This is a genomic window from Pseudobutyrivibrio sp. AR14 (assembly GCF_900101325.1).
Taxonomy (GTDB): domain Bacteria; phylum Bacillota; class Clostridia; order Lachnospirales; family Lachnospiraceae; genus Pseudobutyrivibrio.
Genome location: NZ_FMUY01000009.1, coordinates 1 through 19,708, shown reverse-complemented (window position 1 = coordinate 19,708; position 19,708 = coordinate 1). Strand labels below are relative to the sequence as shown.

General features: G+C 40.3%; 18 protein-coding genes. 16 read left to right on the top strand and 2 right to left on the bottom strand.

Features of this window, described 5'->3' with window-relative positions; all coding sequences use genetic code 11:
• Window positions 1-4 precede the first annotated feature (4 nt).
• The 7 genes from fliW (at window position 5) to BLP50_RS09290 (ending at window position 8,054) form a co-directional block, all read left to right on the top strand.
• On the top strand, window positions 5-457 hold the full coding sequence (gene fliW, locus BLP50_RS09320; RefSeq protein ID WP_090153999.1) for a flagellar assembly protein FliW: 453 nt from the start codon (window positions 5-7) through the stop codon (window positions 455-457).
• Between the two features lie 2 nt (window positions 458-459).
• Entirely contained in the window at window positions 460-693 is a 234-nt protein-coding gene (gene csrA / locus BLP50_RS09315; RefSeq protein WP_090153997.1) for a carbon storage regulator CsrA, read from the top strand.
• A gap of 151 nt (window positions 694-844) precedes the next feature.
• A complete protein-coding gene (uvrB, locus tag BLP50_RS09310) occupies window positions 845-2,833 on the top strand; it encodes an excinuclease ABC subunit UvrB (protein WP_090153994.1) in 1,989 nt (662 codons plus the stop codon).
• A gap of 62 nt (window positions 2,834-2,895) precedes the next feature.
• Window positions 2,896-5,721: an excinuclease ABC subunit UvrA gene (gene uvrA, locus BLP50_RS09305; protein ID WP_090153992.1), complete on the top strand. Its 2,826-nt coding sequence runs from the start codon at window positions 2,896-2,898 to the stop codon at window positions 5,719-5,721.
• Between the two features lie 549 nt (window positions 5,722-6,270).
• Window positions 6,271-6,786 (top strand): zinc ribbon domain-containing protein, encoded by a 516-nt coding sequence (locus BLP50_RS09300; RefSeq protein WP_090153990.1) that lies wholly within the window; start codon window positions 6,271-6,273, stop codon window positions 6,784-6,786.
• A gap of 39 nt (window positions 6,787-6,825) precedes the next feature.
• Window positions 6,826-7,404, top strand: coding sequence for a zinc ribbon domain-containing protein (locus BLP50_RS09295; protein WP_090153987.1), 579 nt, complete (start codon window positions 6,826-6,828; stop codon window positions 7,402-7,404).
• 119 nt (window positions 7,405-7,523) lie between these two features.
• Window positions 7,524-8,054, top strand: a complete 531-nt coding sequence (locus BLP50_RS09290; RefSeq protein ID WP_090153985.1) for a zinc ribbon domain-containing protein — start codon at window positions 7,524-7,526, stop codon at window positions 8,052-8,054.
• 72 nt (window positions 8,055-8,126) lie between these two features.
• On the opposite strand, the gene BLP50_RS09285 is transcribed toward BLP50_RS09290, so the two are convergent.
• Complete coding sequence (locus BLP50_RS09285; protein WP_090153983.1) at window positions 8,127-9,791, bottom strand: alpha-amylase family protein; 1,665 nt, start codon at window positions 9,789-9,791, stop codon at window positions 8,127-8,129.
• Window positions 9,792-9,806: 15 nt separating this feature from the next.
• Window positions 9,807-10,781, bottom strand: coding sequence for an adenylyl-sulfate kinase (locus BLP50_RS09280; RefSeq protein WP_242869251.1), 975 nt, complete (start codon window positions 10,779-10,781; stop codon window positions 9,807-9,809).
• Between the two features lie 133 nt (window positions 10,782-10,914).
• On the opposite strand from BLP50_RS09280, the gene BLP50_RS09275 reads away from it, so the two are divergent.
• The 9 genes from BLP50_RS09275 to BLP50_RS09235 form a co-directional block, all read left to right on the top strand.
• Window positions 10,915-11,952 (top strand): LacI family DNA-binding transcriptional regulator, encoded by a 1,038-nt coding sequence (locus BLP50_RS09275; RefSeq protein ID WP_090153981.1) that lies wholly within the window; start codon window positions 10,915-10,917, stop codon window positions 11,950-11,952.
• 183 nt (window positions 11,953-12,135) lie between these two features.
• Window positions 12,136-13,422, top strand: coding sequence for an ABC transporter substrate-binding protein (locus BLP50_RS09270; protein WP_090153979.1), 1,287 nt, complete (start codon window positions 12,136-12,138; stop codon window positions 13,420-13,422).
• A 114-nt stretch (window positions 13,423-13,536) separates the two neighbouring features.
• Entirely contained in the window at window positions 13,537-14,592 is a 1,056-nt protein-coding gene (locus BLP50_RS09265; RefSeq protein WP_090153977.1) for a carbohydrate ABC transporter permease, read from the top strand.
• Complete coding sequence (locus BLP50_RS09260; RefSeq protein ID WP_090153975.1) at window positions 14,592-15,461, top strand: carbohydrate ABC transporter permease; 870 nt, start codon at window positions 14,592-14,594, stop codon at window positions 15,459-15,461. Before BLP50_RS09265 ends, BLP50_RS09260 begins: the two co-directional genes overlap by 1 nt.
• 322 nt (window positions 15,462-15,783) lie before the next feature.
• A complete protein-coding gene (locus tag BLP50_RS09255; RefSeq protein WP_090153973.1) occupies window positions 15,784-16,767 on the top strand; it encodes a rod shape-determining protein in 984 nt (327 codons plus the stop codon).
• 155 nt (window positions 16,768-16,922) lie between these two features.
• Window positions 16,923-17,726: a flagellar hook-basal body protein gene (locus BLP50_RS09250; RefSeq protein WP_090153971.1), complete on the top strand. Its 804-nt coding sequence runs from the start codon at window positions 16,923-16,925 to the stop codon at window positions 17,724-17,726.
• Window positions 17,727-17,889: 163 nt separating this feature from the next.
• Window positions 17,890-18,705 carry a flagellar hook-basal body protein gene (locus BLP50_RS09245; protein ID WP_090154191.1) on the top strand — a complete coding sequence of 272 codons (816 nt, stop codon included), beginning with the start codon at window positions 17,890-17,892 and terminating at the stop codon, window positions 18,703-18,705.
• 71 nt (window positions 18,706-18,776) lie between these two features.
• On the top strand, window positions 18,777-19,229 hold the full coding sequence (locus BLP50_RS09240) for a hypothetical protein (protein WP_090153969.1): 453 nt from the start codon (window positions 18,777-18,779) through the stop codon (window positions 19,227-19,229).
• 204 nt (window positions 19,230-19,433) lie between these two features.
• Window positions 19,434-19,708, top strand: a 275-nt coding sequence (locus BLP50_RS09235) for a T7SS effector LXG polymorphic toxin (protein ID WP_143001136.1), incomplete at its 3' end; no start/stop codon positions are given.

The window sequence follows — 19,708 nt, the reverse complement described above, 5'->3', positions numbered from 1 at the left end:
GACGATGCGCGTAAAAACTAGATTGTTTGGCGAAATTGAAATTGTTGAAGACAAAATTATCAATCTCGTTCATGGACTAATAGGTTTTCCAGACATGAAGAGATACACCCTTATTTTTGATGAGGAGAAGAAAAACAAGGGCAACATCATGTGGCTTCAATCCCTTGATGAGACAGATTTTGCAATGCCAGTAATGCTTCCACATCTTGTGAAGCCAGACTATGCACCACAGCTTAATGAGGATTCACTTGAGCAGTTAGGAGATCTTACACCAGAGAATACTTATGTATTAGTTACTGTTAGAGTTCCTAAGAACCCTAAGGAAGCCTCTATTAATCTTAAGGCTCCAATTATTATCAATGCCGACACTAATGTAGGTGACCAGATAATAATCGAGGGCTCAGAACCAGTCCGTTATTTGATTCATGATGCAATACACGGAAAGGATGGTGAGTAGCGATGTTGGCATTAACACGAAAAACAGGCGATGCGATTATGATCAACAACAACATCGAGATTACAGTCCTTGAGGTTCGCGGTGATCAGGTCAAAATTGGTATTTCAGCACCAAAAGAAGTATCTATCTACAGAAAAGAAGTTTACTTAGAGATTCAGAAGGAAAACGAGGCAGCAACAGAAGCTGCTCAGGCAATCAGCTTGGACGATATCGAAGCTCTCAAGAATCTCTTATAAAATCAATATTTTTAAAAGATAATGGCGGTCAGTTAACTGGCCGCCTTTTATGCTATAATTTTGCACAAGTGAGAACAAATGTTTGACATATTTGTAGGCTGTGATATAATTTCATCATACGATTGTGTGCAATTAATTTTTGGTGAACAATATGGATTTTAAATTACATTCAGAATATAAACCTACTGGTGATCAGCCTCAGGCTATCGAGGATTTAGTCCGGGGATTTAAGGAAGGCAATCAGATGCAGACACTGCTTGGCGTTACAGGTTCTGGTAAGACATTTACCATGGCCAATGTAATAGAGCAGCTTAACAAGCCTACTCTTATTATCGCTCACAATAAGACCCTTGCAGGTCAGCTTTATAGCGAGTTTAAGGAGTTTTTCCCGGAAAATGCAGTAGAGTATTTTGTTTCCTACTATGATTATTATCAGCCGGAGGCGTATGTGCCTAGCACTGATACATATATTGCCAAGGATTCATCCATCAATGATGAGATAGATAAGCTGCGCTTGTCGGCGACTGCGTCACTTTCTGAGCGACGAGATGTTATTATCGTTTCATCTGTTTCTTGCATCTATGGTATCGGTGAGCCAGATGATTTCCAGAACATGATGGTGAGTCTTCGTCCGGGAGATTTAAAGGATAGAGATGATGTTATTCACGAGCTGATTAATATCCAGTACATGCGCAATGATATGGATTTTGACCGAGGTACTTTTAGAGTTCGTGGTGATGTGCTTGAGGTTATCCCTGCAATTACCAAGGACTATGCCATCCGTATTGAGTTTTTCGGAGACGAAATCGATAGGATTTGCGAGACAGATATTATGACAGGTCAGGTCAGAAGAGAGCTTGAGCATGTAGCTATTTTCCCTGCCAGTCACTATGTCATTCCACAGGACAAAATCAATGCAGCCTGCGCCAGCATAGAGGCGGAGCTGGAGGAGAGAGTCAAGTTCTTCAAATCAGAGGACAAATTAATTGAGGCTCAGCGAATTGCAGAGCGCACTAATTTCGATATAGAGATGCTTAGAGAGACAGGATTTTGCTCGGGCATCGAGAATTATAGTAGGCATATGACTAGCCAGCAGCCTGGTGAGCCACCGAAATGTCTTATTGATTATTTTGGTGATGATTTCTTGATTATTGTGGATGAGAGTCATATCACATTACCACAGGTGCGAGGCATGTTTGCAGGTGACCAGGCTAGAAAGCGCACATTGGTGGAGTATGGCTTTAGATTGCCATCGGCACTGGATAACAGACCGCTTAATTTCGGTGAATTTGAGTCCAAGTTAGACCAGATTATGTTTGTATCTGCTACACCTGGCGACTATGAAGAGGAGCATGAGATGCTTCGTACAGAGCAGGTTATCAGACCTACTGGACTTCTTGATCCTGAGGTTGAGGTGCGTCCGGTAGAGGGACAGATTGATGACCTTTACAAGGAGATTCAAAAAGAAACAGCCGGCGGTCACAAGGTAATGATTACCACACTGACCAAGCGTATGGCAGAGGATTTGACGGATTATCTTGCTGAGCTTGGTGTCCGTGTTAAATACATGCATTCAGATATTGATACTATGGAGCGAGCAGAGATTATCAGGGATTTACGACTTGATGTGTTTGATGTTCTCGTAGGTATCAACTTGCTTCGAGAGGGTCTTGATATTCCAGAGATTACACTTGTTGCTATCTTGGATGCTGACAAAGAGGGATTCTTGCGTAGTGAGAGGTCATTGATTCAGACTATTGGTCGTGCCGCTCGTAACAGCGAGGGTCACGTAATCATGTATGCCGACACCATGACAGAGTCCATGGAGAAGGCCATCAGTGAGACTGAGCGTCGTCGCCAGATTCAGATGGCATACAACGAGGCTCACGGCATCACGCCTACCACCATTCAGAAGTCAGTCAGAGAGCTTATTTCCATTGGCAAGGCCATCGCTAAGAAGGAACTTCAGTTTAAGAAGGACCCTGAGGAGATGGATAGCAAGGAGCTTGAGAAGCTTATAGCTGACATCCAAAAGAAGATGAAAAAGGCTGCTGCCGAGCTGAACTTCGAGGCTGCTGCTGAGTATAGAGACAAGATGGTAGAGCTTAAACAGATGATGCAGCAGATGTCAGAAGAGTAATTTATTTACAAATTTCAAATGATTGTTTGACTTGTGAAACAAGTTTTTTTGAGGATATAGAAATGAAAGAAAAGAAATATATTAAAATCAAGGGGGCCAACGAGCACAACCTTAAAAATATTAGCCTAGACATTCCCCGTGATGAGTTTGTAGTACTGACCGGATTGTCTGGTTCAGGCAAATCATCACTTGCATTCGATACTATTTTTGCAGAGGGCCAGAGACGATATATGGAGTCTCTATCTTCATATGCCCGTCAGTTTTTGGGTCAGATGGAAAAGCCAAACGTAGAGCATATGGAGGGTATGCCTCCGGCTATTTCAATCGACCAGAAGAGCACCAATCACAATCCACGTTCTACTGTTGGCACAGTTACAGAGATCTACGATTATATGAGACTTCTCTATGCTAGATGCGGTGTTCCTCATTGCCCTAATTGTGGCAAGCCTATCAGCAAGCAGACAGTAGACCAGATGGTAGATGCTATAATGGCTCTCCCTGAGCGCACCAAAATTCAGCTTCTTGCTCCAGTAGTTAGAGGCCGCAAGGGTACTCATGAAAAGCTTTTTGAAAAAGCTAAAAAGTCTGGTTATGTCCGTGTAAATGTTGATGGCAATGTATATGACCTTTCTGAGGAGATTAAGCTAGACAAAAATATCAAACACAACATCGAGATTGTGGCAGATAGACTTGTGATAAAAGAAGGAATTGAAAAGCGTCTTACAGATTCAATCGAGTCAGTTCTAAAGCTTGCTGAGGGACTTATGATTGTTGATGTTATCGATGGAGAGCCTATCAGATTTTCTGAGGGATTCTCATGTCCTGATTGCGGCATTAGTATTGATGAGGTGGAGCCACGTAGCTTTTCATTTAACAATCCATTTGGTGCCTGCCCAGAGTGTTTTGGTTTGGGATACAAGATGGAATTTGATGAGGATCTTATGATTCCAGATAAGAGCCTTTCCTTTAATCAGGGATGCGTGCAGGTTATGGGCTGGCAGTCTGCCAACAAGTCTACAAGCTTTGCCCATGCTCTTTTAGAGGCATTGGCAAAGGAATACAAGTTTTCACTTGATACACCATACAAGGACCTTCCTGAGAATATCAGACACATGTTCATTCATGGTTTTGACCGTTCAGTGGATGTTGAATATGAGGGTCAGCGAGGTAGAGGTGTATATCCTACAGTGTTTGAGGGCCTTATTGAAAATGTTAATCGTCGCTATAAGGAGACGTTTTCAGAGAACCAAAAGCGTGAGTACGAGGAGTTCATGTTCTACAGTGAGTGTCCTTGCTGCCACGGTCAGCGACTAAAAAAGGAATCACTAGCTGTTACTATAGCCGATAAGAATATTTTCGAGATGACTCAGTATCCAGTCCATGAGCTCTATGATTTGCTTGATAAGCTAGAGCTTACAGAGCAGCAGAAGAAAATCGGTGCTGTGGTACTAAAAGAGATTAGAAATAGACTTAAATTCATGGTGGATGTAGGACTTGATTACCTTACACTGGCTCGTGCTACAGCCACTCTTTCAGGTGGTGAGGCGCAGCGTATTAGATTGGCTACCCAGATTGGTTCAGGTCTTGTAGGTGTTGCCTATATTTTAGATGAGCCATCAATTGGTCTTCATCAAAAGGACAATGATAAATTGCTGGCATCCCTTAAGGGGCTCCGTGATTTGGGTAATACACTTATTGTTGTAGAACATGATGCAGATACAATGCGTGCTGCTGACTATCTTGTGGATATCGGACCTCGTGCCGGCAAGGATGGTGGAGAAGTCATAGCGGCAGGTACTCCTGAGGAGATTATGGCTTGCCCAGATTCTATTACAGGCCAGTACTTAAGTGGCAAACTTTGCATACCAGTTCCTTCAGAGCGCAGAGAGCCAAAAGGATGGCTCACTATCAAGGGCGCTCGGGAGCACAACCTCAAGAATATCGATGTAGATATTCCACTTGGAATCATGACAGTAGTCACTGGCGTGTCAGGTTCCGGCAAGAGTTCACTTGTCAATGAAATATTGTACAAGGATTTGGCTAAGAGACTTAACAGAGCTAGAAAAATATCCGGAAAGCACGATGATATTTTAGGAACAGAGGCACTTGATAAGGTCATCGACATAGACCAGTCCCCAATTGGACGTACACCTCGTTCTAACCCAGCTACATACACTGGAGTATTTGATTTAATAAGAGATTTATTTGCCGGTACAACGGAGGCCAAGGAGCGAGGCTACAATAAGGGACGCTTCTCATTCAATGTAAAGGGCGGCCGATGTGAGGCTTGCTCTGGTGACGGTATCATTAAAATAGAGATGCATTTCCTTCCAGATGTGTATGTTCCATGCGAAGTCTGTGGAGGCAAGAGATATAATCGAGAGACTCTAGAAGTTCATTACAAGGGTAAGACAATCTACGATGTTCTGGATATGACTGTTGAGGAGGCTGTTGAGTTCTTTAAAAATGTACCAAGCATTGCCAACAAGATTCAGGCACTATATGATGTAGGCTTAGGCTATATCAAGCTAGGTCAGCCAAGCACCACTCTTTCAGGTGGTGAGGCACAGCGTATTAAGCTTGCAACAGAGCTTTCTCGCCGCGCTACTGGCAAGACAATTTACATCCTTGATGAGCCTACAACAGGACTTCATTTCGACGATGTAAACAAGCTTGTTGAAATCATGCGCAAGCTCTCAGACTCTGGCAACACAGTAGTGGTTATCGAGCACAACTTGGACGTAATCAAGTGCGCAGATTACATCATAGACATGGGCCCAGACGGCGGAGACCGAGGCGGCACAGTGATTGCCAAGGGCACACCAGAGGAAATCGTAAAGGTGAAGAACAGCTACACTGGCCAGTATTTGAAGGAATATTTAAAATAGAAGGTTTAAGCCTGCTCAGTTGAGCAGGCTTTTTTCTTCGTACGGGGAGCGCTACTGCCTGAGAGGAAAAAAGAGAAATAGGCAGTAGGGAAAATAGGAAAAGCTACTGCCTGGAAGTCGAAATGGATTATAAGCAGTAGCAAAATTGAAAAAGGCTACTGCCTGGAAGTCGAAATGGAATCTAGGCAGTAGGGGAAATGGGAAAAGCTACTGCCTGAGAGGAAAAAAGGAAAATAGGCAGTAGAGAAAAGGAAAAGTGCTACTGCCTGAGAAGAGAAATGGAATCTAGGCAGTAGAAATATAGAAAAGTGATACTGTCTAAAAGGATTAATTAAAAATAGGCAGTAACTAGGATATGCTAGCTGTAATGTGGAATATAGAAAAGATGTTAAGGTACGAAAGTATATATTAAGAAGGAATAAAGACTATCTTGTATCTTATGAAATACATCAAATAATTATTAAAAAACTACTTGCATATAGATGGTATATAGGGTAGTATATAACTACCGTGAAATCGAGAGATAATAGTTATGAAAAGGAGATATATATGTTTTGCAATTCATGTGGAACAGAGGTTAGTGAGTTCGCTAGGGTATGCCCTAACTGTGGTAACCCAACTGTAAAGGTTGAGACAAGAGAAGTGCTTGGCACTAAATGGGCTGATTTTTTGGGATATTTTTATTTTTGGATTGGCTGCCTTTTTAATCTTTTTGGAATTTTAAAGCTAGTGGAGCTGAGTGGACAAAGTGCAGAATTTTTCTCTGGCGAGAACAAGCTCTCAGGATATATTAACTTAGGGATAGTTCTTGGAATTGTGTTTATAGTGCTTTTAGCTGTTGCGGCAGTGGCTATTATTAATAGAAAGAGTAATGCAGGAAAGCTAGTTTGTATAGTTTTTGGATACGAATTTGTGATGACTCTTGTTTTGCTAATTTATGGTTCATCTGTAGTTGGTGTTAGTACTGGTCAGGCTAGCGATGGATTTCGTATGATATTAGATATAGTACTAATATTTGTTAATGCTTCTTACTTTGATAACCGCAGTGATGTTTTTGTTAATTAATAATTAAAATAAATTTTCAAATTAAAGGGAGTGAATATTATGTTTTGTAGTAGTTGTGGAACACAGTTATCAGATGATGCACAATTCTGTTCAAATTGTGGGGCAAGAGTGGGTGTGGCTAACACAAATCCTACTGTAAACCCAGTAACCTACACAAATCCTGCTGTTGTTGGAAATGGAGGCTTGGATATAAAATGGGCTCATTTCCTTAGCTATGGATACTTGTGGGTGGCTGCATTTATGAACTTGGTTTGGGGAATTGTATATCTAACAGGGAAGTTTGACTTCAATGATATACCTCGCGAGGTTATGTATTATGAATATAATGCACTTGCTTATGCTGATAAGCTATATGCTGTTGCTATTTTCATAGTGCTTACTATGCAGCTTATCTCAGCTATATACATCTTAAATTTAAAAAGAGACGCAGGAACAATATTATTTGCAGCATATGTATTTAAGGGAATAGCAGCATTATTAATGATTGCAGGAGTGATTATTATTACTGGAGATTTAGAAATGATAATTCTTAACATTTTTACTCTATTCGGTGCAGTAATAATGGCTGTTGTTAATAAGATCTATTTTGATAATAGAAAAGAAATCTATGTGAGATAAATGGAATTAATTGCAAGGAAAATATCTAAAAAATTTTAACAAATTACTTGCATTAATCAATATAATAATTCACTATATAAAGGTGAGTATAAATTTTATAAGAGAAAAGGAGAAAAAATATGTTTTGTAACAATTGTGGTACTCAGTTAGAAGAGGGGGCAGCATTTTGTCCTAATTGCGGAGGTTCAGTAGGTGTGGCACCTGCTCCACAGCTTGGTTTAAAGTGGGCTCATTTCCTTGCTTATTTTGCATTATGGGCTGGTGCATTACTTAATCTATTTAACGGTATTACTGCAATAACAGGAACACAGTATGATGCAGTAGGAGTAGATGCAGATTATATTTATGCTATTTACCCAGGACTCAAGCCTCTTAACATTATATATGGTGTTGTTTGTCTAGCATTGGTTGTGCTTGGCGTAATCACAGCAGTATCTATTATCAAGTATAAGAAGAATTCAGGAACTCTTGTATGCTCTATGAATCTTATATCTGCAATCATAATGGTTATCTATACTGTAGGAGCTATAAGTATATTAGGCCAGTTTGCAAATACTTCAAGTCTTATTCCTCAAATTATTGCTGGTATAGTTATGTTCTTTGTGAATCGCGTATACTTTGGAAACCGCAAGGACATCTTCGTAAACTAATAAAAATATAAGCAATTCAAAAGGCACACCTAATAGTGGGTGTGCCTTTTTTATGCAGTAACAAATATAAAATTAATCAGTGATAATCTCGTAAGAATAGTCTCTTAGATTTGCACGAAGCTCGGCGCGGTGACCTTCTTTTTCCCAAGCAAGTTTTAGCATAAATCCATTTGCTTCTGCTGAAAGAGTACTGTCAAAACCAAAAGCTGGGTGTGTGTTTCTCAAACGAAGTAATTCTAGTTGCTTTTTAACTACGTCATTTTTAAGAGCGACTTCAATCATCTCAGAAGAGAGATTAGTACGATTGATTTCCTTGTGGCCGCCTACACCGGCGTGGGCAACAGCCTCGTGGTCATTTCTACCTGCGAATAAATCCAGATACCATACTTGAGGCTTACCTGGCATAAACATCTGAATAGCACGAGCTAAAAGCATTTTGCTGTCATTCTCGCCCAAGGCACTGTAGTATGTTGCATTGACCTGATAGTACATATTTTTCTGTCCGTGGAGATCCTTCACATAGCCGCCACGGCCAACAATTGTATCAATAAGCTCCTGGATTTCTTTCTCATCAAGCATTCCCTTTAAATCAAGAAGAGGAATACCGTCATGACAACCGAGCATATTCACTACTCGAATATTTTTCTCGGTAAGTTCCTTAGCCCAATCAACTAAAAGCTTTCCTGATTGCTTCTCGAGAGTATAGATGAGAAGACCAGGAAGGAAGAAATCGTAGGTCATATAGCCCTTAGAAGCGATGGTTTCATAAGTGCCTTCGCCGTAAGTGGCGTGAATTTCTGGTAAAAGAGAAAGTCCATATTCGTTGGCAATATCCTTTACGCGCTCTAATACATCCCATGTGTCAGGCTCGTTTAAGAAATTCTTTTTGCCTGGCTCCTTAGGAGCGTATGCAAATGCATCCAATCTTACGATTTTTGCACCATAATCGGCAAGAGTCTTAAGTGTGTTTCTATAGTGCTCCCATACAAGGCCAGATTTGATGTTTAAATCCATCTGTCCAAGGTAGCGTCTGCTTGCTTCTAGATAATTAACAACGTCTTCTTTGTATTCTTCATAACCAGCGAAATCAATTTCAGAAGGGGTCTTGCCTTCATCAAGTGAAGCGCAAATGCGCTCTGCAAGATTAGTAGCTGCAAGATATTGCATTCCTGCGGCCTCTATTAAGTCGGCTGCATCAGGTCTCTTGTAGCGGACCTCCTGATAGAAAGTGTTCCAATATGGTACGTCCTTGCCATCCGGCATGCGAACCATAAGAATTGGAAGGCCAGGCTTTCTGAAAAACATATCTTTGATATATTTTTCATCAGGCTTAATATATCCTTCTTCAGTCATTTCCCCGCAACCTTCCCAAAACTTGTTCCAGTTGATGAAGAAGTCAGCGTATTTGGAATTCTCACCATTTTTTATTAAATCCTGAAATTGTGGTGAGAGAACAGAGGCGTGATTTAAGATAAAATCAAGTTTCAAGTCAATTCCCAAATCAGAAAGGGCCTCAATGGCCTCTTGAGAGCCAAGCTCCTTATTGATGCCATAATCTATTACAGAAAATCCTCTGTCCAGGTCTGTATTGTAAATGCTAGGTAAAATATAAAAAGACTGGAATACATCTTTAAACTCAGGTTTCTTAAGAACCTTGATGATATCCTCAAGTCTGTGGCCCATGCTGTCAGGATAAGCATTTAGCATAGGTCCGTTATCATTGCGTGTAGTACTCATAAAAACTCCTTTGGCCTAAGCCATTAATTTGCTAAAAGTTTCAAAATCGATTAATTCCCCACTCTTAGTGATAATGATTTTAGCTTTTGATGCTTGTGATTTAATCTTTTCCTGTTCAATGTTTAAAATAAGCATTGTAAACGGGCTATCTAATTTGCCGTCTCTATTTCTAGAGCGTCTATGCTCGAGTGTTTCCTCTGGAGTAGAGTTTAAAAGGATAGGAATATCCACGTTGGAAAGGTAATCGCTATTGCCGTGGGTCCACTCTAGGATGAGAACCTTGGTGTTGCTCATGTCTACTTCGTCATACCAGAGGCTGGCTTCGTCGCGGCCCATTCTCTTAAGCCACAGCTTGTCAGCTCCATTTAAGAAAGCTGAAAGGATAGAATCTACTTCCTCAAAATCGATTTCCTTAGGTGTTCCAAGATAATTTTCTAAAGCTGAACGTCCACCATCTAAATATGTCATAAACCAATCGTATTCTGAAATATGAGCCTCATTGGCATCATCATCTGCTTTCTGAAGCTCCTGAAGCTTTGCGATTACAGAAGGATTGCTGAGTTTTGATGCTGCAAGAGCTCGTACGCCACCCTCGCGGAATGTATGTAGACGCTCAGCATCGTTGTACATTGGAATACGATGTGGATAATTGTCACCAGACATTGTGTAGCTTTTGATTCCAGCGGATGTAAGCATATAGGAAAGAATAGAAGCTATCTCGCTTTTTCCTACACCAGAACCACCGTGAACACAAACAACTGCACGACCAAAGCTATTAGAAGCGGCAGCCTTCTTAAGCTGTTCAACTAAAGCAGGAAAAATAGTACGTGCCTTAGCAATGTGTGAATCACCAATTTCAATCTTATCTCCTGGCATATCACCATGTGGAATGTCAGAAGGAATATTAACGCCATCTACAAAAGTAAGAGTTGCGTTAAGCTTCTCTAAAACTGATGTATCTGTTGCAATCTTGTTGAATTTACTGTTCATTTTAACTCCCTCACTACCAAAAAATATGAAAAAACTGCAAAAACCCGCGTAAACTTGACACCTTATGCGCGTAAGTGCTATTATGTTTTCACAATACAATACAATCGATTTTTTGTAAAGGGGTTTTTGTTAAATGATAACTATCAAGGAGATTGCTCAGAGACTCAATATGTCCACAACCACAGTATCTAACGTCATTCACGGCAAGGCTGGAGAAGTTTCTGAGGAGACAAGACGTCGCGTAGAAGAATTTCTTAAAGAAGTAGACTATGTGCCTAATATCAATGCCAGGAATTTAGCTCAGAATGAGTCTAAAATCATTGGTCTTGCCCTAAAAGCTCGTGTTGATAAGTACGAGAATCTTATCATGGATCCATTCGTAGCAGAGCTTATCGGCGGTATAGAGGAGACAATTAGAAACGCTGGATACTTCATGATGCTCTATATTTCAAGGGATACGGAGAAAATAATGCGCCATGTTTCAACCTGGAATGTGGATGGTCTTATTTTGTTTGGTATGCTTGATGATGATGGTATACGTGTTAGTACAAAGTATAAAAAGCCTATAGTCTGCCTTGATACATATAGTATGGAGGGGTTAAAGCATTTCACCAACGTAGGCCTTGACGATGAGCAAGGTGCCTACGAAATGGTTAAATACATCATTTCTTGCGGACATCAACGCATTGCATTCCTATCAGATAATACTAAGGGTGTAGACTTAGCCCGTTTAAATGGCTACAAGAGAGCCCTTAAAGAAGCAGGAATTGAATATAGTGAAAAGGACTTCTTAAAAATACGTCCAGCCAGCGCCGAAATAGAGGAAAGTTTGGATGAAATATGCCATAGAGCCCTTGATTATACTGCGATTATGTGCGTTTCTGACTTGTATGCAGTAACACTTATGTCAGCCCTTACAGACCGTGGAATCAGAGTTCCAGAGGGTATTTCTATAGCTGGATTCGATGATAATATGCTGGGAAGTCTCTATAGACCTGCCCTTACTACAGTGCATCAGGATGTAAAACAAAAGGGAGTAGTTGCTGCAGAGACGCTTTTGAAGAAAATTCGAGGGGAAGAAACTGAGGCACAAATAACTTTACCAACCCGACTTGTTATCCGTGATACTGTGACAAAGCCTAGAAAATCAAGCTTTATGGGCCGTTTTTAATATAATTTAGATTTTAGAAATGGGGGTTGACCGGTCAGAAAAGTTGTGTTATGTTTTACTTATAACAAACTTATGCGCAAAAGTTGACTAAAGAAAACAAGGGAAATTGTGCGCTATGCACAATTGTAGAAAGGATTTTTCTACACAATTAACATTTTACATGTTATGGGAGGGATTATCGAAATGAGAAAGAGATTACTTTCAGTACTCATGATAGGCGCTATGGCCAGCAGCCTCGTAGCTTGTGGTCAGCCTAACACAGCAAACAATGGAGGTTCTAACGCACAGGGTGGTGGAGCATCAGCAGATAGCTCAGCAGTTAGACTTCTAAATGGTAAGCCAGAGATTGATGCTCAGCTTCAGGATTTAGCTAAGCTCTACAAGGAGGAGACAGGAAACGAACTCATCGTTGAAACAATCGGTGGTGACACAAGCGCTTCTGACGAGCTTAAGAAGATGTATCAGGCAGGCAATATGCCAGATATCTTTGTAATCGAAGCAAACCAGGCAGCTTCTTGGGATGGCAAGTTGGCAGATCTCAAGGGAGAGACTTGGACAAACAATACTGAGTTTGAACTTGTAGATGACTCAATGGGAACAATTGGATTCCCTTACACTGTAGAGGCTACAGCACTTGGCTACAATGCAGATGTGCTTAAGGCAGCAGGTGTTGATCCTTCAACACTTACAAGCCCAGATGCTTATGCAGAGGCATTTAAGACACTTGATAGCAAGAAGGACGAGCTTGGAATCAAGGCAGTTCTCGGCTGGTGTGCAGAGCCATCAAATCTTGGATGGTCTTCAGGTACACACGTATTTGGACAGTATCTTGATGCAGGTCTTGCAGCTGATGATACTACATATATTGATTTACTTAACGACGGTGGTCAGGTTGATCATGACAGAATGCTTGCTTTCGCAGAGTTTGTTGGCATGATGAATCAGTACTCAGACCCAGATCTTCTTGTAGATGGTACTTATGATGAGCAGGTAGCTGGCTTCAAGGCAGGTGAATATGCATTCATCACACAGGGTAACTGGTGTGTAACATCTCCTGATGATGTTGATTTTGAGTGTGGATTTGCTCCATACGCATTTGAGGATGGCATTGATACAATCATCGCTGGTCCACCAAGCTATTGGGTAGCTTATGCAGATGGTGACGTTGAAGGCGCTAAGGCATTCTTTAACTGGTGTGCAGGTGACTCTGCTCAGAACATTCTTGTAAATGATGCAGGTCTTGTTTCTCCATTTAGTGATTGCCAGTATGAAGCTGTTAACCCATTCTACGCTAGCATGAAGTCATACATCGACGCTGGTAAGTTCAGTGGATGGCATACAATGCTCAAGAAGGATGGTCTTCAGAATCAGACATGTCAGGTATTTGCTGATTATGCTCAGGGCAAGCTTGACGCAGAGAGCTTTACATCAACAATCGAGCAGGTAATCAAGGATTACTATGCAAACTAATTAAGTGATAGCTTTGGGGCAGGGCTAAATGCACTGCCCCTTTTTCTTTAAAAGAGCAATGAGATTCGAATCTAATTGTTATAAGAGTTGGGTAGGAGAGAAAGGAGATTAGTTATGGGCGAGTTCTCCGCGAGACGAAAAATCTTTTCCTTTGGATGCATGATTGTGGGAGTTGCCATGATGATTGCGGGATTATATATGGCAATTACACTTACAGACTTCTGGGGTGTTAGAGGTACATTGATAATTGCAGGTTGCGTTGCTTTCTTTGTGGGATTATATTTCTTCCCTACATTCAAGCACCACAGAGGAATCATTAATTTTATGTTTTTATTCCCGCTGTTATTTGCTTTTGCAGTAACAGTTATCATTCCACTTGTACTTGGTATTGGATATTCATTTACAGACTGGGATGGTATTACATTAAATAAATTTGTTAAATTCGATAATTATGCAAGAATGTTCCATGAGCCACAGTTCTTATGGTCAGTATTAATCACATTCTTGTTTGTAATATTAAATATTGTTCTTGTAAATCTTGTGGCATTTTTACTTGCTTTGTTGTGTACTTCAAAGCTAAAGGGCCTGGGATTCTTTAGAGCAGCTTATTTCTTACCAAACCTTATTGGTGGTATCGTACTTGGTTATATTTGGCAGTTTATTTTCTCAAAAGTAGTAACCGAGATTCTTAATTCACAAGCATCTATGCTTACAGAGACAAAGACAGCTCTTATCGGAATTGTCTTGGTTTATGTATGGCAGTATGCTGGATATATTATGTTGATTTACATTACAGGACTTAATACAGTGCCTGGAGATGTTATTGAGGCTTCATCAATTGACGGCGCAAATTCATTGCAGACTCTTTTCCAAATAAAGATTCCAATGATTGCTCCAACAATTACTATTTGTACATTCCTTACACTTACCAGTGCATTCAAGCAGTTTGATGTTAACTTATCATTAACAAATGGTACTGGTTCGGTTAACTTCATGGGTAAGTTCTTATCAAAAGGTACACAGATGTTGGCGCTTAATATTTACGACACAGCATTTGTAAATAATGAATATGCATACGGCGAGGCAAAGGCAGTATTCTTCTTTATTATTCTTGCCATTGTTTCAATTTGCCAGGTTCGTATTTCTAATAAGAGGGAGGTGGAATTATAATGAAAGTAAAAGAGAAAACCTCCAAAATCGTTATAAAAATGATTATCGCAATAGTAATTGCCATATACGTTTTGTTCCCATTCTTCCTTGTTGTGATTAATTCATGCAAGCAGACAGCGGACATTACAGCAAATCCTATAGGATTTAACGGCGTATCACTTGCTAACTTATACCAGAATTTATCAGATGTAATTAACAATACCCATTTCCTTTTCTGGTCAGCATTTACATCATCAGCTGTTATTACAATTCTTTCATTAATATTGTTAGCTCTTCTTGGAGCAATGGCTGCATGGGTAATCTGCAGAAATAAAACAAAATGGTCAGTGGTTATTTACTTTACATTTATTGCATCAATGATTATTCCATTCCAGGTAGTAATGCTTCCACTTATCTCTACATTTAGAGATGTTGGAAATTTTGTTGGCATTCCTATGATTCAGTCAATCCCAGGTATCGTATTTGCGTATCTCGGATTTGGCGGTGCAATGACAGTGTTTATTCTAAATGGATTTATTAAGGGAATTCCTATGGAACTTGAAGAGGCAGCGTCTATTGACGGATGTTCTCCAGAGCAGACATTTTTTATTGTAATTCTTCCATTATTAAAGCCGGTAATCACTACAGTCACAATCCTTAATGGTATGTGGATCTGGAATGATTATTTGCTTCCATCAATTCTTCTTCAGCAAAATGGACCAGTTAAGACTCTTCCAGTTGCTGTTCAGGCGTTTGTTGGTTCATATGTAAAACAGTGGAATTTGATTTTAGGTGCTGCGTTGCTTGCAATTATTCCAATTCTCATTCTCTTCTTTATTGCTCAGAAGCAAATTATGGAAGGAATGATTGAAGGTGCGGTAAAAGGTTAAAATATTTTTGAGGATTTTTTCAAATCTTCACATAGCCATCACATTGGGATGTTATAAGAGAAGTGTACTAGCGAAAGCTAATACCAAATTTTTCATAACTCAGCGACCAAGGCGACTTGGTCGCACTCCCCGACTCTTACGCGTCAGTGCACATGCGCTGACGCTTTTTTACTTAATAGGAGACTGTTTTGCAACACAAAAGCACCTCTTATATATAAGAGCCTTGAATAATGTAGGATTTTGTATATAATAAGAAAGTAAAAATGCGTATTTCTGTCCAAAAGGACAGTAGACTATACTAAAACACAGAAAGGATAAGAAAATGGCAGCATCAGATATCGGTATTGATTTAGGTACAGCGAGTGTTCTTGTTTATGCAAAAGGCAAGGGCGTTGTTTTGAAAGAGCCTTCAGTAGTGGCTTTTGATAGAGATACAAACAAAATTAAAGAAATCGGTGAGGAGGCACGTCTTATGATTGGCCGTACTCCTGGTAATATCGTGGCAGTTCGTCCACTTCGTCAGGGTGTTATCTCTGACTACACAGTTACAGAGAAGATGATTAAGTACTTCGTTCAGAAGGCAATGGGCAAGAAGAGCTATCGTAAGCCTCGTATTGCTGTATGTGTTCCTTCTGGAGCCACAGAGGTAGAGAAGCGTGCAGTTGAGGATGCAGCATTTGCAGCAGGCGCACGTGAGGTTTCTATTATTGAGGAGCCTATCGCAGCAGCTATCGGTGCTGGAATCGATATTTCTCTTCCTATGGGTAACATGATTGTAGATATCGGTGGTGGTACAGCAGATATCGCCGTTATCTCACTTGGTAGCTCAGTTGTCAGCACATCTATCAAGGTGGCTGGTGATGATTTTGACGAGGCTATCGTTCGTTACATGAGAAAGAAGCACAACCTTCTTATTGGTGAGCGTACAGCTGAGGACATTAAGATTAAAATTGGTCGTTGTTTCCCACTTGGCGATTCAGAGACTATGGATGTTAGAGGACGTAACCTTGTATCTGGTCTTCCAAAGACTATTACAGTTACATCTGAGGAGACTGAGGAGGCTCTCAAGGAGTCTACAATGCAGATTGTTGAGGCTATCCACTCAGTACTTGAGAAGACTCCACCAGAACTTGCAGCCGACGTAGCAGATAGAGGTATCGTACTTACAGGTGGCGGTGCACTTCTTCGCGGACTTGAGGAGCTTATCGAGGACCGCACAGGTATCAACACTATGACAGCTGATGAGGCTATGACATGTGTTGCTATTGGTACAGGTCGCTATGTAGAGCTTCTTGCAGGAGATTAATTAGAATTATTTCGTTGAATAACGATACGGACCCCGATTTTTGAAAAAATTATATTAAATAATTATTTTTTCAAAATAGGGGTTATTTTTATATTCAAAAATCCGATATAGAAATTGGAGATTAATAATCAGGTGCCTAAAATAGGGGGATATTCATGGTTAAAGGTCTATATACAGCCTATACAGGAATGGTTAACGAACAGAGAAGAATGGACATTATGACCAATAACTTGGCCAACTCAGCTACCACAGGCTACAAGAAAGAAGCCATGGTTGCTCAAGCATTCGACGAGAGATTAGCCATCAAAATCAAAGACACATCATCACTTGGAAATAGACCAGAGGGAATAGGATATATGTCCCTTGGAGCTAAAATCGGTGAGACATACACAAATTGGGACCAGGGCGGTTTTCAGATTACTGATAAGCCTTCGGATGTGGCCATCGGTGGCAGAGGATTCTTTGCTATAGCTTTTACAAACAAAGCAGGCGAGACTTCTATTAGGTACACAAGAGATGGTGCATTTACAGTTGATACTGATGGATACTTAAGAACATCAGATGGAGATTATGTACTTAATCAGGAGGGAGCTCTTAATTCTCTCTACGGCGAGGACTATTACGTACAGATTGATCCTAATTTAGAGTACGCAATTGCCGCTGACGGTACTATTTCTCAGAATAATGAAGAGGTAGATACAATCGGAGTCATTGACATTGCAGACTACGATTATATCAATAAATACGGTGAGAACTTATACACATTGATCCCTGGAGGACAGATTGTTGAAAGCGATGCTATCCTAGAACAGGGAACACTTGAATCTTCCAATGTCAATGTTGTAGAGGAAATGGTTAGTATGATTCAGATAGCTCGTGCATACGAGGCTGGTCAGAAGATGATTCAGACTGAGGATGCTACACTTGAAAAAACTGTCAATCAAGTAGGACAGGTATAAAACCGCTGAAAGTAACGTAAAAATTACTAGATAATTAGAAGTTGTATAAATAGCTTGTAGTTATCAAGCTATTAGCTCTCTGGAGAATGACGTGTAGTCATCGGAAGAGAGACTAATGCTTGAGAACGTAACAAGCGAGAGAAAAATTGGAGGTACTTGGCATATGATGAGAAGTTTGTGGTCTGCTGCTTCAGGTATGAAGGGCCAGCAGGTATCAGTTGACACAATTGCAAACAACTTGGCAAATGTTAATACAACTGCATATAAATCTCAGAGTACACAGTTCAAGACATTGTTATACCAAACAATGCAATCTACAAGTACAAATGGTCAGGGCGAAACAAAACCTACCAGTGCGCAGGTTGGACTTGGTACAAGAGTTGCTTCTATTAATGCTAATTTTACTCAAGGTAGCCAGCTTGCAAAGGATAGCCCAACAGCAATGTGCATCATTGGTAACGGATTCTTTGCAGTAGAGGATGGAGACGAAACTCACTATACAAGAAATGGTGATTTTACATGGGCTCTTGATGATGGAGGCAACAAGGTGCTTACCACATCAGAAGGCTACAAGGTTCTTGATCAAGCAGGAAGACCTATCACTGTTCCAAATACAGTAGAAAAGGGATTCACAGTCAATCCAGACGATGCTTCGATCTCATATCAGAATCCAGATGGTACATACACCAACACAGGTCAGTCAATTGCACTGTACCAATTTACAAATAGAGTCGGCTTGGACAAAATCGGAGAGAATCTCTACGATGAGACAGCTGCCTCAGGGGAGCCAATGGGTGAGTGGAACACTCAGGGAGTAAACAGGAGTTCAATAGCTCAAAACTATTTGGAAGGATCTAATGTAAATGTTGCTGACGAGATGGTTAGTCTTATCATTGCACAGCGTGCATACGAGATGAACTCAAAGGCAATAACTACTTCAGATACAATGTTAGAGCAAGCTAACAACCTTAAGAGATAGTTTAGTAACATGTAAATGAATTCTCTAATATGCGGTATCGAGAATTCGCGGATTTACGGGAGGAATGAAAAATGGATACTATGGTAATGAACACTTACATGCAGACGCAGTACAACAAAGCGGCCACAGAGGCTGCAGAGAAGACAGCAAAATCACTTGGTGGTATTTCAGCTACTTCTAGCAAGGAAGAAGTTACAGAAGCTGTAAAGGGCTTTGAGACTTACTTGATGGAACAGGTGCTCAAAGAGGTTAAGGAATCCTTTGTTCCAAAGGATGACGAGGACTCTTCAATGTCTATGTACAAGGACTACTTCATGGATAGTGCTTATACAAAGGTGGCAGAGCAGCTTGTAGATGAAGTTGGTGGAAATATTACAGAAGATTTCGTAGAGCAGATAATGCGTAACTATGGCATCACAGGTACATCTAATATTCCTACAGAGGAAGGTGGACTTGATGCCGATGCGGTATCAGAGGAAATTGCTCAGGCAAATTCTTCAACAGTTCAGCAAGTATTGGCATAATTTGGTAAATATAGTTATTTAAAGCCGGTTTCAGGAGTTTCTTGGAATCGGTTTTTGTTATATAAAAATAAGTGAATAGTGAACTGCAAATCAAATTGAAAAGAATAGTGTCCTGATAATCAGTGCGTATTAGTAGACAACTCATATGTAAAATGCTATTATAGGGATTGTATTCTGATAGTCTGATAACATAAGGGAGATTATATGAAAAATTTGATTTATGACGCCGAAAAGATTGAAAATCTGATTGATGACATGACTAAAAAGACTCAAAAATACATTGATGAGGCTAGTGAATATTACAATCAGATTATGAAATTTATAAATAATGATAAGTTTCGCGGGGAGAGTGCCGAAGCTTCCAAATCCTATATGTCCGATAAGGAGGTAGAGCTACTTGATTTAATGGTAGAGGCTCATAAGAATCGACTATCTCTATATACTCACATGCAGGATAGTTTTCATGCAAATGTAGATCC